The organism is Haloplanus natans DSM 17983 (assembly GCF_000427685.1).
Classification (GTDB): Archaea; Halobacteriota; Halobacteria; order Halobacteriales; family Haloferacaceae; genus Haloplanus; species Haloplanus natans.
Genome location: NZ_KE386573.1, coordinates 936,250 through 948,708, shown reverse-complemented (window position 1 = coordinate 948,708; position 12,459 = coordinate 936,250). Strand labels below are relative to the sequence as shown.

Annotated in this window: 16 protein-coding genes, 1 tRNA gene and 1 pseudogene; 12 read left to right on the top strand and 6 right to left on the bottom strand. The window is 65.7% G+C overall.

Translation table 11 applies throughout. From position 1 onward, the window contains the following. Positions 1–901: 901 nt before the first annotated feature. From HALNA_RS07025 to HALNA_RS07015, 3 genes are all read left to right on the top strand, one after another. Complete coding sequence (locus HALNA_RS07025; RefSeq protein WP_049935685.1) at positions 902–1,099, top strand: cold-shock protein; 198 nt, start codon at positions 902–904, stop codon at positions 1,097–1,099. A gap of 231 nt (positions 1,100–1,330) precedes the next feature. Then, a complete protein-coding gene (locus tag HALNA_RS07020) occupies positions 1,331–2,149 on the top strand; it encodes a universal stress protein (protein WP_049935684.1) in 819 nt (272 codons plus the stop codon). Positions 2,150–2,347: 198 nt separating this feature from the next. After that, a complete protein-coding gene (locus HALNA_RS07015) occupies positions 2,348–3,100 on the top strand; it encodes a proteasome assembly chaperone family protein (RefSeq protein ID WP_049935683.1) in 753 nt (250 codons plus the stop codon). A gap of 93 nt (positions 3,101–3,193) precedes the next feature. Here HALNA_RS07015 and HALNA_RS07010 read toward each other — a convergent pair. Both HALNA_RS07010 and HALNA_RS07005 read right to left on the bottom strand, forming a co-directional pair. Then, a pseudogene (locus tag HALNA_RS07010) lies at positions 3,194–3,501 on the bottom strand (universal stress protein). Positions 3,502–3,595: 94 nt separating this feature from the next. Then, positions 3,596–4,246, bottom strand: coding sequence for a hypothetical protein (locus tag HALNA_RS07005; RefSeq protein WP_049935681.1), 651 nt, complete (start codon positions 4,244–4,246; stop codon positions 3,596–3,598). A 568-nt stretch (positions 4,247–4,814) separates the two neighbouring features. Between HALNA_RS07005 and HALNA_RS07000 the strand changes: the two genes are divergently transcribed. Next, positions 4,815–5,561: a hypothetical protein gene (locus tag HALNA_RS07000; RefSeq protein WP_049935680.1), complete on the top strand. Its 747-nt coding sequence runs from the start codon at positions 4,815–4,817 to the stop codon at positions 5,559–5,561. A 34-nt stretch (positions 5,562–5,595) separates the two neighbouring features. Further along, a complete protein-coding gene (locus HALNA_RS19880) occupies positions 5,596–5,754 on the top strand; it encodes a hypothetical protein (RefSeq protein WP_157573475.1) in 159 nt (52 codons plus the stop codon). Between the two features lie 206 nt (positions 5,755–5,960). Here HALNA_RS19880 and HALNA_RS06995 read toward each other — a convergent pair. Continuing rightward, positions 5,961–6,035 (bottom strand) — tRNA-Met (locus HALNA_RS06995). 59 nt (positions 6,036–6,094) lie between these two features. Between HALNA_RS06995 and HALNA_RS19875 the strand changes: the two genes are divergently transcribed. Then, on the top strand, positions 6,095–6,253 hold the full coding sequence (locus HALNA_RS19875) for a hypothetical protein (RefSeq protein WP_157573474.1): 159 nt from the start codon (positions 6,095–6,097) through the stop codon (positions 6,251–6,253). Between the two features lie 44 nt (positions 6,254–6,297). Here HALNA_RS19875 and HALNA_RS06990 read toward each other — a convergent pair whose 3' ends face one another. Both HALNA_RS06990 and HALNA_RS06985 read right to left on the bottom strand, forming a co-directional pair. Continuing rightward, entirely contained in the window at positions 6,298–6,936 is a 639-nt protein-coding gene (locus HALNA_RS06990) for an IS6 family transposase (protein WP_049935679.1), read from the bottom strand. Positions 6,937–7,135: 199 nt separating this feature from the next. Next, entirely contained in the window at positions 7,136–8,002 is an 867-nt protein-coding gene (locus tag HALNA_RS06985) for an alpha/beta fold hydrolase (protein WP_049935678.1), read from the bottom strand. A 105-nt stretch (positions 8,003–8,107) separates the two neighbouring features. On the opposite strand from HALNA_RS06985, the gene rnhA reads away from it, so the two are divergent. Then, positions 8,108–8,701, top strand: coding sequence for a ribonuclease HI (rnhA, locus tag HALNA_RS06980; protein WP_049935677.1), 594 nt, complete (start codon positions 8,108–8,110; stop codon positions 8,699–8,701). Then, positions 8,694–9,293: a DUF7108 family protein gene (locus HALNA_RS06975; RefSeq protein ID WP_049935676.1), complete on the top strand. Its 600-nt coding sequence runs from the start codon at positions 8,694–8,696 to the stop codon at positions 9,291–9,293. Before rnhA ends, HALNA_RS06975 begins: the two co-directional genes overlap by 8 nt. Here the strand turns inward: HALNA_RS06975 and HALNA_RS06970 are convergent. Further along, positions 9,238–9,597: a PadR family transcriptional regulator gene (locus HALNA_RS06970; RefSeq protein ID WP_049935675.1), complete on the bottom strand. Its 360-nt coding sequence runs from the start codon at positions 9,595–9,597 to the stop codon at positions 9,238–9,240. The genes HALNA_RS06975 and HALNA_RS06970 overlap by 56 nt on opposite strands. A 325-nt stretch (positions 9,598–9,922) precedes the next feature. On the opposite strand from HALNA_RS06970, the gene HALNA_RS06965 reads away from it, so the two are divergent. From HALNA_RS06965 to HALNA_RS06955, 4 genes are all read left to right on the top strand, one after another. Then, positions 9,923–10,456 carry an inorganic diphosphatase gene (locus HALNA_RS06965; protein ID WP_049935674.1) on the top strand — a complete coding sequence of 178 codons (534 nt, stop codon included), beginning with the start codon at positions 9,923–9,925 and terminating at the stop codon, positions 10,454–10,456. A 90-nt stretch (positions 10,457–10,546) separates the two neighbouring features. Next, on the top strand, positions 10,547–10,672 hold the full coding sequence (locus HALNA_RS21340; protein ID WP_281172103.1) for a hypothetical protein: 126 nt from the start codon (positions 10,547–10,549) through the stop codon (positions 10,670–10,672). A 54-nt stretch (positions 10,673–10,726) separates the two neighbouring features. Beyond that, complete coding sequence (locus HALNA_RS06960) at positions 10,727–11,650, top strand: rhomboid family intramembrane serine protease (protein WP_049935673.1); 924 nt, start codon at positions 10,727–10,729, stop codon at positions 11,648–11,650. A 7-nt stretch (positions 11,651–11,657) separates the two neighbouring features. Beyond that, complete coding sequence (locus HALNA_RS06955) at positions 11,658–12,422, top strand: endonuclease V (RefSeq protein ID WP_049937996.1); 765 nt, start codon at positions 11,658–11,660, stop codon at positions 12,420–12,422. Positions 12,423–12,459 lie beyond the last annotated feature (37 nt).

The window sequence follows — 12,459 nt, the reverse complement described above, 5'->3', positions numbered from 1 at the left end:
CCGGGGGTTCACAGGAAACGCCGCCGGGAGAATACGTCCCCGTCGACGCACTCAACCATCACTCGACAATCTACGTAGGAGAGAACAAAATGAAGCCGACTTCGTCACATATATTCTGTGTTTTGGATAAATGTACGGTATATATTCGGAGAATAAAAGATAATGGTCTTTAATGTCTATTTTTACACAAATTTTATGTTATTCTTGAATCATGATCCGATGGGGGCAGTCGGGGTTGATAGGCAAGGGGAATGGGTGACACCCATAACTGCGACATGCCATACGCGACAGGAATCCCCACCTATCCACGAAAGCCATGTTACTGCCCCATTTCAAAAGGGACTTTCAAGCCCATTGATCCTCGGAGGTCACGCAGTAGTGGTTAGTAGGGTGCGTTCAGTCTGATGGTTGGGGCGGCGTTTTCTGAGTATCGAGATGGTATTCGAAAATGTTAATCCAGCACGTGCATCCGAATACCGAGCCGCATCGCGAAGTTGGGTGTCCATCGACGCGCCACAGAATCTAATTCGATCCAGTCGCTACCGTCGCTGAGGCGAGTGATTTCTGGCATAGAACACTACGAAATCACCACGCCTCACTCTTTACGCTTAATTTGATACGACCGACGTTCTTGTGCACAGTATGTTCCCGACTACGTATCGTCGGGCCGAACCACAACTATGTGACACGAGTTTCATCTGCTGAGAGGGTGGTCGGGTCGGCGGCGTCGCGCCACCGGCGGTGGTAGGAACCGACCGAGTGGGTGTCGACACGTGAGCGCCGGGCGAGGTTGGACAATCCTCTCGATCGCGGCATAGCCTCGCGGTCTGAGGTACGCGGGGGTCGTGGTAGCTCGATCCGCGGAAGTGTTATGTCGTGTAGAGACCAACGTTTGTTTGTAATGGTACGAGGCAACGTTGATTTCTTCAACGACACTGGCGGCTACGGTTTCATTTCGACTGACGACGACAACGACGAGGACGTGTTCTTCCATATGGAGGACGTTGGCGGTCCGGACCTCGAAGAGGGTCAGGACGTCGAGTTCGATGTCGAGGACTCTCCCAAGGGTCCGCGCGCGACGAACCTCGTCCGCAACTAACGACCCAGCGTTCGGAGCGACGGACGCAGTTCGTCTTTTTCCGCCGCTACGCCCGTAGCGATGGCACTCCGTGCGATTCGCGGTGAGCGTCTACCGACGCCGCTGAGTGGTCCTGGCGTCGGTGTTCGTCAGACCCCGGAGCGCCGCGACGATTCCACGGTGGGCCTCGTTCCCAACCACGAAGAACCGCCCCGGACATATATGACATAGAAGAAATAATTATATGGCGATATGTATCGGGTCCTCGTCCCCGTCGACGCCAACACGAACCGCGCGCGACACCAGGCGCAGTACGTCGCTCGGTTCCCCGATTCCGAGGGGAGCGTCGCGGCGACGGTGCTCTACGTGGCGCCGCCGGATCAGTTCACCTCCCGCGACGAGGTGTCGTTCTCGGCGGTCGACAGCGCCGCCACCGCCGCCGAGGAACTGGAACGGGCCGGCGTGGACGTGGACCGCCGCGTCGACGGCGGGAGCGTCGCGCGGGCCATCGTCGACGCCATCGGGGACGTGGACGCCGACGAGGTGGTGATGGGCGGACGGAAACGCTCGGGCGTGGCGACGGTCCTTCTCGGGAGCACCGTCCTCGACGTGTTGCTCTCGACGGAGCGGCCGGTGACGGTCACGGGCGAGCGGGTCGGCCTCGGTGAGGGGCCACGGCGGCTACTCGTCCCCGTCGACGCGAGCGAGGAGCGGGCGCGCAGACAGGCGGAGTACGTCGCGGGACTCCCGGGCGATCCGACGGCCATCGAGGCGGTCGTATTCTACGTCTTCCGACATCAGGATTACGCGGGCGCCCCACCCCACGAGTTCGCGGAGGTCGAGAGCGCGGTGGCGGCGGCCGATGCGCTGGAGGCGGCGGGCGTGACCGTCGAACGCGTCGCCGGAGGGGGCGAAGTCTCTCGGCGCATCCTCCGGGCCGCCGAAGACCACGCCGTCGACGGCATCGTCATGGGTGGGCGGAAGCGATCCGGGGTCCAGAAGGTGTTGCTCGGCAGCACCGTCCGGGACGTTCTCCTCTCGGCCGAGCGGCCGGTGACGTTGACGGGGTAGCGCCACAGCCGGTCGGCGTGGACGTCGACGATTTCGGCGACACCGTACTTGCGGGCGGCGAGCGCGCGGTCATCACCACACCCGAACGGCTGGCGGGCGAGGCACGCGCGTCGTCGACCGCGACTGGCGGGCGGGTTCTCACCGAGTGGCAAGGAGGCGTAAACATTAGTCGCCGCCCGTCGATGTCGGTGTCGAACCGTGAGCCACGACTCCTCACCCACACAGTTCGAACGGACGACCGACCGTACGATCGACTCCGCGACGCTCATCGAGGGGCTGCCCGGTCTGGGCATGGTCGCCTCTATCGCAGTCGACCGGATCACGACACAACTCGGGCTCGAACGCTACGGAACCATCGCGTCGGACGACGTACCGCCGGTCGCGTCGTTCGACGAGGGGCGAGTTCGGTCGCCGGTTCGTGTCTACGGGGGGACGAACCCGGACGTGTTGACCCTCCAGAGCGACGTGCCGATCCCGCCGAACGCGTTCCGGCCGCTGAGTCGCTGTGTCGTGACGGAGCTGGCGGACTTGTTCGACCGCGCCGTCTTCCTCGCGGGCGCACCCGCGGAGTCCGAGTCCCAACTCGGCGAGGTGGTCGGCGTCGCGACGACCGACTCGCTGGAGGCGGAACTGGCCGATGCGGGCGTCACGCTGGCCGAGGGTCCGGGCGTGATCGGTGGCGTGACAGGCGCGCTCCTCAAGGCGTGTTACGACGCCGACGTACCCGCGATGATCCTCGTCGTGCGCTCGAACCCATACATTCCCGATCCGGGGGCCGCCGAGGCCGTCATCGAGACGGCGCTCGAACCCCTCGTCGCGTTTGACATCGACACGACGGAGCTTCGAGAGCGCGCCGAGGAGATACAGCGTCAGATGCAGCAGGTCGCGGAACAGCTCCAGCAGTACCAACAGGAGTCCCGACAACAGCCCGCGACCCCGATGTTCCAGTGAGCCCGGCCCCTCATACGGCGTATTGTAACTGTGTTCCGGTGGTTCGCCGGACCGTCTCGGCAAACGACCGGTACTGGCTCACAATAAGCCGTATCAGCTCACGACCGTCACGGTGCAGTCGGTCCGTTCGACGATACCTTTCGCGACGCTGCCGACCAGCCGTTCGGTCCGCTTGGAGCGACCGCGGTGGCCGACGTAGATGGCATCGAACCCCTCGCTCTCGGCGAACGTCGTGGTCTCTCGAACCGGAGCGCCGTAGAGGAGTTCCGTCTCGGCCGTCCGCCCGCGATCGGCGGCGAAGGCCGCGACGTCGTCCAAGAGATCGAGCCGCCGGTCGCGTCCGCGATGTCGATGGCGTGGGCAGGCGCGGCGTTCGATTCGTCGGAACCGTCGACGGCCACGAGGATCTTCGTACCCTCTCGTTAGGCCGTCGGCGCAATCAAGCGCGGACGCCGTTCCAAGCGCGTGGGAACGGAACACACACCGCCAAGGTGGCTAGTCGTCGGCGAGCACCGTCTCCGGGAGTGGCCCCTCCCGGTAGCGCGCGGGGACGTACGACAACAGGTGTGGCGGCACGACCGGCGCGAGGAGGCGGTCGACGACTATGACCGCGAGGCGTGGGAGGACGCGCCGGACGGCGGTGTAGCCGACGGCGACGGCCAGAGTGGCGAACACGACTCGCCGGAAGCCGCCGTCGAGCGTGACGAGGAGGGGGAGCGCGAGCGAAACGGCGAGCAGAAGGTCACCCGGCGAGCCGTCGTACCGCACCCACCGCCGGGGGGCGATCCACCGGCCACGGTGGTGATCGTAGACGGCCCGATCGGAGGTGGCCTCCCACGGCCGGAGTTCGAGGCCGCCACCGAAGGCGTCGGCGGCGCTGTGGGCGGCCGCACCGGCGAGGGCGAACGCGGCGCCGACGGTGACCGTCGTCGGATGCCACGCCGCGAGCAAGAGCGCACCCCCCGCCAGCGGCGCGTAGTACACCGGATAGTGGAGCGTCTTCCGGTGGCCGGCGTAGAGGTCGAGGTCGGGCACCACGCCGCCGACGAATCCGGCCGCGAGCGCCACGGCGGCGAACTCCGGGCGGGCGTACGCCACCGGGAGGGCGAGGACCATCCCCGCGATGGCGTGTGTCGGAAGCATCATTCCGTCGAATCTAACGGGTCAGAATAAGTTCAACGTATCGGTCGCTCCCGCCGGTCGGATCAGCCCTCCGGCACCCTCCACCCGAAGCGACGGGTCAGAACTCCTCGTCCGGCGCGAGCTGGGGGATGCGATGGGCCAGCGACCCGACCTTCTCCCCCGGTTAGTGGTGGGAGGTGGCGATCCGTCGGCGGATGACGACACCCTCGAACTCGTCGCCCCGAATCACGACGCCCGTGACGGCCGGATCGTCGAACGCCCCGACGAGCTTCGAGGCGCGCGTTTCGGGCGTGACCGCGGCGTAGTCGTCCGAGACGATATCAGCGATGTCCGTAGCGCTCCGAATCGTGGACGGTGGTTGTCGATACGATAACGCATATGTGTTGTCTCACTGATCATAGATACTAGCCGATCGGTACCACCTTCCGATAGGGATTATCGGAAGTCATCAGAGATTCTCGCCGGGACGGTCCGGCGAGAATCTCTGGACAGTTACGATAACCCCTATGAGGACCGATCGGGCGAGGCGACTCCGAACCGTTAACACTCCGCCCCGCCGAATCGAGGGCCGATGGGTACGGTACTGAGCCTCGTCGCCGACATCGGCTACGACCTGCGGCGACTCCACGGCCTCTGGATGGCGCTGCTCTTCCCGCAGCTACGCGACTCTCATCCCGTCGTCTCCCGGTGGACGGCGGAGACAACGCGCGAGCGCGCGATGTACCGCGCGTGGGCGGCCGTCGGGGCGCTCGGGCTCCTCGTCGGCTATCCGCTGGCCGTCCTCGGGCTGCTCGTCCGGTTCCACGTCCGCCGATTCGACCGGACCGCGACCCGCCTCGGCGCCGTCGGCACCGTCGTCCTCGCCATCGTCGTCTGGGGTGCCTTGACCGCGCTCGCGCGGGTTCGATTCTCGGCCGAGGGCTTTTTCGCCGTCGCCGCCGCGGGCACCGTCGCCGTCGTCTCGACGATGCTCGCCCTCGTTTTTCGGTGGCTCGGGGGACGCGTCGTAACCGTCCTGATCGCCTACCCCTTCGCCGTCGTGGCCGTCTTCCTCCCGCCCGTGGTGGCCGCACTCTACTCGCCGGCCCTCGCCACCGTCGTCTTCCCGCGGAGCGAGACGCTCGCCATCTGGCTTCTCGACAACGCCCTCACCTACCGGAACCTGAACACCCTGCTCCGCCAGCGGTTCGAACTCGCCGGGTTCGCGTACGTCGCGATGTGGGGCGGCTTCGCGGTGCCCGTCGGCTGGGTATTCGGCGTGCTCGTCACGCTCGCGAACCTCGTGCGGCCGACGAGCGAGGACGAAGAAGACGGATAGACACCTCCAAGGGGCCGCGGCGATTCGGGTCGGTGTGGTCGTCATCGTGACCTGTGCGGAGTGCGGGCGAGGCTACTCCCACACCCGATTTCTCGGCGAACCCGACCGGCACGGCGCCCGGCCCATCCAGTGCCCGAACTGTTATGCGTATCTGGGCCGGACGGAGCAGGGCGAAAACGACGGACTGTGGTGAGCGACCGGGTCGATCCGTTCGTGTCACTTCTTAGTTCAAATCCACTGAGAGACGTTCGAGTGGACGGCTCACTCCTCGGGCGCGGAGTCCGCTCGAAGATAGCGGGAGGTAGATTTGAACTACGGTCGTTTCGCTCACTCCGTTCGCTTCACTCCATAGTTCAAATCTACTGAGCGGTCGTTCGGTCGCAGTTGTCGGCCGAACAATAGCGGGAGGTAGATTTGAACTACCGATCTCCGGGTTATGAGCCCGGCGGAATCTCCTGGCTATCCCATCCCGCTACCGGACGCTACCTGCGAGACGGCGTTAAGGGTTTTGAAATCCCCGCGCCAGGACGGCGGTGAGCAACCTCCACGACGCCCTCGTCGACGCCGGGTTCGACGTGCGTCACATCCTCGAACCGGGCAGCGACGACGACGACGAACCCCTCGACAGCAGTCGGCCGTCGTTGATGGCGAAGGTGCCCCGGACCCGCCGGTTCTGGGCGGTCGTGCGGTGATCGTCCGCACGCCGCCGATTCCCTCGCCGTGGGACACGGTCGCGTTAACTTTGGCGTGAATTGTGCCGGACGGCGAGGGCTTGGAGCCACGATTCTGCTGTCTGCGGTTCGACATGGCTAAAACTAGTTGCAAACGAGGAGGTTCGTCGTTCTATCTCCCAAAAGACACGTTCGATAGCATTCCGATTCCCGTGTGAAATCATCCGGAATCGGTAGCCGTCTTCGTCGAGAACGTTCACTAGATAATCGGCATCGTCGACGAGGAACTCGACGCCATCGAGCCGATATTGCCGATGCAGCTCGGCCAGAAACCATCGCGTTGTCTGTTTCGTCGTCGTCGGAAACAGCCTAAACTGCAGGATATCGTTCGTTTCGGGATCAACGGCACCGTACAGCCAGTAGTCGTCGCCGTTGATGCGGATCACCTTCTCGTCGACCGCAAGTTGATCCGCACTCACCGTCGAAATCGGCTGTAGATCAGCCTTATGCACCCAGTTGTGAACCGCGACGTGACTACGTTGGACTCCCAACTCATCGAGAAACTGACTGGCATCTCTCGTTGACATGCCGGCGAGATGACACCGGATGCCCACTTGAATCGCCCACTCGGGAGTCCGCTTGCGCTCCACAAACGACAAGTCGATCCACTCGATACACTCGCTGAGGCGTTCGGATTCTGCCATAGACACTCAGAAATCGAACGCCTCATCCTCTAACTTAACGCGACCCTATACACACGGCGGAGAATTATAAAAAAGGACGATATGCAGTGGCCGACCGTCCGGAGGCGCCGGCGGACGTAGACGACGAACGGGGCGGAGACAGGCGCCGAACGCGCCGACCGTGGGCGGGAGTCGCGCTCGGCGTGACCGGACCGTTTCGTCACTCGGCGTGGCGTGCAACGACCGACTCACGACTCCGGAGCAGTGAAGTGAGGTGATCCGCGTCGTCGACCGCGGTCAGCCGAGCGTCGGGGAGGCGATCGCGGAGGGCGCGGGCGCCGTCGATCGGTACGTTCGCATCGCGGACGCCGTGCCGGAGACGAACCGGGTGGTCGACCGCCGCGAGCGGAAGGTCCCACGGCGACGCCAGCAGTCGGAGTTCGGTGATCGTGCCACGGCCGGACGCCGTCACCGCGTCGGCGAAGTCCCGGGCGACGACCGTCGCCACCTCGTCGGGAAGCGCCGCGCGGTCCGTCGCGTCGGTGTACTGGGCGGTGACGACGGCCGGGGAGACGTGGATTGCGAGCCACGCCCCCGTGCTGAGAAAGCCCGACAGGAGACGCGGCGTCGTCGACGCGAGTCGGCAGAGGAGGCGTTGGGCAGGGGGCGTCGGTGGCGGAGCAGACGGCGGGGTCGCGCCGGCGACGATGTCGACCGACGTGACGCGGTCGCCGTGTGTCGCAGCGAGCGCGAGCGCGTGTGGGCCGCCGCCTGAGAAGCCGACGACGCCGGCGCGATCCACGCCGGCGTCGTCGAGGACGGGCGCGACGAACGCGCCGGTGTCGGTCAGATCGCGCTCCGGCCACGGGGACGAGTCGCCGTAGCCGGGGCGGTCGGGAGCCAGTAGCCGGACGCCGTGGCGTCGCGCGGCGTCGACGAACAGGCGGCCGAGCCGGTGTGAACCCGGCGTTCCGTGGAAAAAGAGGACGGCGCGGCCCGCGGGGTCGCCGTACTCGGCGTACGCGACGCGACGGTGGCTATCTATGCGAACGGTCTCGATGGAACGGGAGGGCTGGGCGGCATCCATCGGTAGGGGAGTTTCGAAACGGATCAAAAAGGGTCTTCGAACTCGGGCGCCGGTGTGTCGCGGCGGACGACAACCCCTATGAACGGCTCCGCCCAAGACGCGGTAATGCCGACGATCGACTGCGATCCCGCGACTGCGCGCCGCCGGCTGGAAGACGCCGGCGTCGACGTGGCGGCGGGGAACACGGAACACGAGCGCTGGCGCGCCGAACGCGGCGACGCGGTCGCGGTCGCCTACGACGACTCGGTGGTCGTCCAGGGCGCGCGGCCGACGGACCTGACCGCCCTGCTGGCCGAATCGAGCGGCCGGGCACACGTCTACTTCGACGGGGCAAGCCGCGGCAACCCCGGCCCGGGTGCGGTGGGCTGGGTCATCGTCACGGGCGACGGCATCGCCGACGAGGGGAGCGAGACAATCGGGCGGACGACGAACAACCGCGCGGAGTACGAGGCGCTGATCCGGGCGCTTTCGGTGGCCCGGGACCACGGCTTCGACGAGGTGGACGTACGGGGCGACTCGGAGCTGATCGTCAAACAGGTTCGGGGGGAGTGGAACACGAACGACCCGGACCTGCGCGAGCGACGCGTCCGGGTGCGGGAGTTGCTCGATTCGTTCGACCGCTGGTCGCTGGAACACGTCCCGCGGGAAATAAACGACCGCGCGGACGGGCTGGCAAACGAGGCGCTCGACGATGACTGATCTGCCACGAGAGGTCGTCACGGCGGCGGAGCGACTGACCCGACTCGCCCGCCGGGCGGTCGACGACGCCGAAGCGGCGGCCTACGAACGGGACCGGGAGGAACGGCTCGCCGAACACGGCTTCACGGCGCGCATCCGCGAGAGCGACGACACGCTCGTCCTACATCCGGCGGAGTGGCTCGACGGCAACAGGGCCCGGATGGATCGGATCGAGGATACGGACCGGGCAGTCGAGGTACCGCTCTCGGGGAGTGGCGACCCCGAGGCGTGGGACGAAGTGGAGGCCCACAACGCCGCGGTGGTCGAGCGGGTGGCCGAGCGGGCCGGCGAGGTCCACGCCGCCAACGCCCGGGCGTTCGCCGACTTCATGGGGAATCACTACACCCGGCGGGTGGAGACGGCGACGGCGGCGGAGCTGGCGGAGTTTCTGACGGAGTACTTCCCCCGGAACGCGTGGCCGAGCGACGACCAGCGGGACGCGGTAGAGCAGTCGCTCGAACACGTCTTCACCGTAACGGAAACGCCGATGCCCGAGTTCAGCCCTGCGCGTCGACGAGATCGCGGACCGACTCGGCCCGATCGTCGTCGGTGACGAACTTCGAGAGCACCCAGTTCATCCGGTTGAGGACCGCTTCGTGGCCGTCCTCGGTGAGTTCGTACTGGTTCGTCCGCTTGTCGAGTTCGCTCTTCTCGACGAGGCCCATGTCGACGAGGCTGTCGAGGTTGGGGTACAGGCGGCCGTGGTTGACTTCGGTGCCGTAGTACTCCTCGAGCTGGCGTTTGATCGCCAGACCGTACATGGGTTCCTCGGCGAGAATAACGAGGATGTTGTGCTGGAACGCGGTGAGGTCGCGAACGATGCCGGGGTCACTGCTGACTGTTTGTGCCTCTGACATGCTTATCGAAATGTCACGGGGATATTTAACCTTTCTCAACTTGGCCGTCAACGCTCACGAGGGAGCGTGGGTCGGTCGAATACGACGTTATTAATCACGGACACATCGCTCGTCGAACCAGTTCGAATCGACGTATCGTGCCGACGACTGCCCGGTCGTCGACAGCTGGCTCGTCGCGTGCCCGGTGCGGGACGGGCGACCGGCACGTCCGGCCGACCGTTCATTACAGTGGCACGTTCTCGGGACCAGCCGTTCATGTACTTTTTCATTCGTGTTGTCGGCGTGTCCCGAAAGGACTATTTGGCGCTTCGGCCGTCGTATCGGTATGGTGAACCTGTGGACGGATCTCGAACCCGGCCCGAACCCGCCCGAGACCATCACCGCGGTCGTCGAGTGTCTCAAAGGCGAGCGCAACAAGTACGAGTACGACAAGGACGTGCCCGGCGTCGTCCTCGACCGCGTCCTCCACAGTAACGTCCACTACCCGAGCGACTACGGGTTCATCCCCCAGTCGTACTACGACGACGAGGATCCCTTCGACGTGTTGGTGCTCGTCGAAGACCAGACGTTCCCGGGTTGTATCGTCGAAGCCCGCCCCATCGCGCTCATGAAGATGGACGACGACGGCGAACAGGACGACAAGGTCATCGCCGTCCCGACCGAGGACCCTCGCTTCGACCACCTGCAGGACCTCGAGGACATCCCCCAGCAGACCATCGACGAAATAGACGAGTTCTTCTCGACGTACAAGAACCTCGAGGAGGGCAAGGAAGTCGAGACGCTCGGCTGGGAGGACAAAGCCGCCGCGAAAGACGCCATCGAACACGCGCTCGACCTCTATCAGGAGACGTTCGCGTAGGGGCGCGATACCCCTCGGTTATGCCGCGAGCGTTCGGGATGTGTTATGCGCATGAGTAATTTTTTGCGTGGTGGTGCCGTACGTCGTCGTATGAGTACGACTCGCGGGAACTCACGCGCGCGCCTCGGGCTCCACCACGTGACTGTCGTCCCGTCGAACTACGAGGAGGACGACGCGGACGGCGACGACCCGGGAACCGACGAAGTCGGTCGATAGCTCCCCGTCGACGAACGCACCCCTTTTTGTCGGCGCCACCGTTAGTGGCAGGTAATGGCTCAGTGCGACGAGTGCGGCAGTCACGAGAACCTGCCGTACCAGTGTCGGCGCTGTGGGGGGACCTTCTGTGCCGAACATCGGTTGCCCGAGAACCACGAGTGTCCCGGCCTGAACGAGTGGAACGATCCCTCCGGCGTCTTCGACAGCGGTTTCGACGACAGCGTCCGCGACGAGGGGGGGAGCCGGAGCCTCGGTGACCGTATCGGCACCCTGACCGGCACGGGGGGCGTCCTCGGCTACTTCCGTGGCAACGTCGCGTACCTGTTTCTCGCACTCATGTGGATCACCTTCGCCCTCCAGTTTCTGGTCGGTGGGCTGTTCGGACGCGGGGCGATGGAGACGCTGTTCGTTCTCCAGTCGGACCGCCTACTGTACGTCTGGACGTGGCTCACCTCCATTTTCGCCCACGGCGGGCTCTACCACATCGCCGGCAACAGCATCGTGCTGTACTTTTTCGGGCCGCTCGTCGAGCGATACGTCGGATCGCGGCGCTTTACCGCCCTGTTTCTCGCGAGCGGCGCCCTCGCCGGTCTCGGATTCGCCGTCACCAGCATCGTCCTCGGCGCGGGCAGCGTCTCGGTCGTCGGCGCCAGCGGCGCCATCTTCGCCGTCCTCGGGGTGTTGACCGTGCTCAATCCGGGGCTTCGGATCTACCTCTACTTCATCATCCCCATCCCCCTGTGGCTGTTCACCGGTGCCTTCGCCGTCATCTCCGTGCTCTTTTTCCTCCAGCCACAGTCGGCCGCGTCGGTGGGACAGGGCAACGTTGCCCACCTCGCTCACCTCATCGGCCTGGTGATCGGACTGGCGTACGGCAAGCGGATCAAGCAACCGCAACGGGTCCCGGACCGCCTGACCTTCGGCGGCGGTCGCGGTCCGGGCGGTCCGGGTGGCCCCGGCGGTCCGGGGCGACGGTGATCCTGCCGTGACGCCGGACCGACCCGAGTTCGTTCCCGATCCCGCCCAGTCCCGCGCGGAGATGGAGGCGCTCCAGCGGCGGGTCGCCGACGCCGCTCGGTTCGCCGACGACTTCGGGTTCGACCCGACGGCCGTCGCCGTCGGCGGCGACGCGTCGCTCACCGGGGACCGACCCCTCGTCGCCGGCGTCGATCAGGCCTTCCTCGACGACGACCGGGCGGTCAGCGCCGTCGTCTGCCTCCGTGGCGGCGAGGTGATCGAACGCGCCCACGCCGTGACCGATCTCTCCGTACCCTACGTCCCCGGCCTCCTCTCCTTTCGCGAGGGAGGGGCGATCCTCGCCGCCTTCGACACGCTGGAGTCGACTCCCGACCTCGTGGTTTTCGACGGAAGTGGTCGCATCCACTTCCGGCAGGCCGGCCTCGCGACCCACCTGGGTGTCGTCCTCGATGCCCCGAGTCTCGGCGTCGCCAAGAGCCTCCTCTGTGGACGGGTCGAGAGCGACACCGACGGCCGGCCCGGGGGGTGGCGAGCGCCCGTCGTCGCGGACGACCGGGTGGACGCCCCCGAGGGGACGGTGCTCGGCTACGCCTACCAGTCCAGGCAGTACGAGTCGAACCCGATCATCAACCCGCTGTATGTCAGCCCCGGGCACCGCGTGAGCGCCGAGACGACGGTCGAGTTGGTGCAGCGGCTGTGTGGGGGCTACAAGCTCCCGGAGCCGACGCGGTTGGCGGACCGCTACGCCGACGAGTGCAAAGGGCAGGTGTAGGGGGGCTTCGCACGTTTTAAGCCGCATCTCCGTCACC

Excerpts from the sequence above, each read along its gene's own strand:
- HALNA_RS07025 (WP_049935685.1), top strand. The coding sequence starts at position 902 with ATGGTACGAGGCAACGTTGATTTCTTCAACGACACTGGCGGCTACGGT.
- HALNA_RS07020 (WP_049935684.1), top strand. The coding sequence starts at position 1,331 with ATGTATCGGGTCCTCGTCCCCGTCGACGCCAACACGAACCGCGCGCGA.
- HALNA_RS07005 (WP_049935681.1), bottom strand. The coding sequence starts at position 4,246 with ATGATGCTTCCGACACACGCCATCGCGGGGATGGTCCTCGCCCTCCCG.
- HALNA_RS07000 (WP_049935680.1), top strand. The coding sequence starts at position 4,815 with ATGGGTACGGTACTGAGCCTCGTCGCCGACATCGGCTACGACCTGCGG.
- HALNA_RS06990 (WP_049935679.1), bottom strand. The coding sequence starts at position 6,936 with ATGGCAGAATCCGAACGCCTCAGCGAGTGTATCGAGTGGATCGACTTG.
- HALNA_RS06985 (WP_049935678.1), bottom strand. The coding sequence starts at position 8,002 with ATGGATGCCGCCCAGCCCTCCCGTTCCATCGAGACCGTTCGCATAGAT.
- rnhA (WP_049935677.1), top strand. The coding sequence starts at position 8,108 with ATGCCGACGATCGACTGCGATCCCGCGACTGCGCGCCGCCGGCTGGAA.
- HALNA_RS06975 (WP_049935676.1), top strand. The coding sequence starts at position 8,694 with ATGACTGATCTGCCACGAGAGGTCGTCACGGCGGCGGAGCGACTGACC.
- HALNA_RS06970 (WP_049935675.1), bottom strand. The coding sequence starts at position 9,597 with ATGTCAGAGGCACAAACAGTCAGCAGTGACCCCGGCATCGTTCGCGAC.
- HALNA_RS06965 (WP_049935674.1), top strand. The coding sequence starts at position 9,923 with ATGGTGAACCTGTGGACGGATCTCGAACCCGGCCCGAACCCGCCCGAG.
- HALNA_RS21340 (WP_281172103.1), top strand. The coding sequence starts at position 10,547 with ATGAGTACGACTCGCGGGAACTCACGCGCGCGCCTCGGGCTCCACCAC.
- HALNA_RS06960 (WP_049935673.1), top strand. The coding sequence starts at position 10,727 with ATGGCTCAGTGCGACGAGTGCGGCAGTCACGAGAACCTGCCGTACCAG.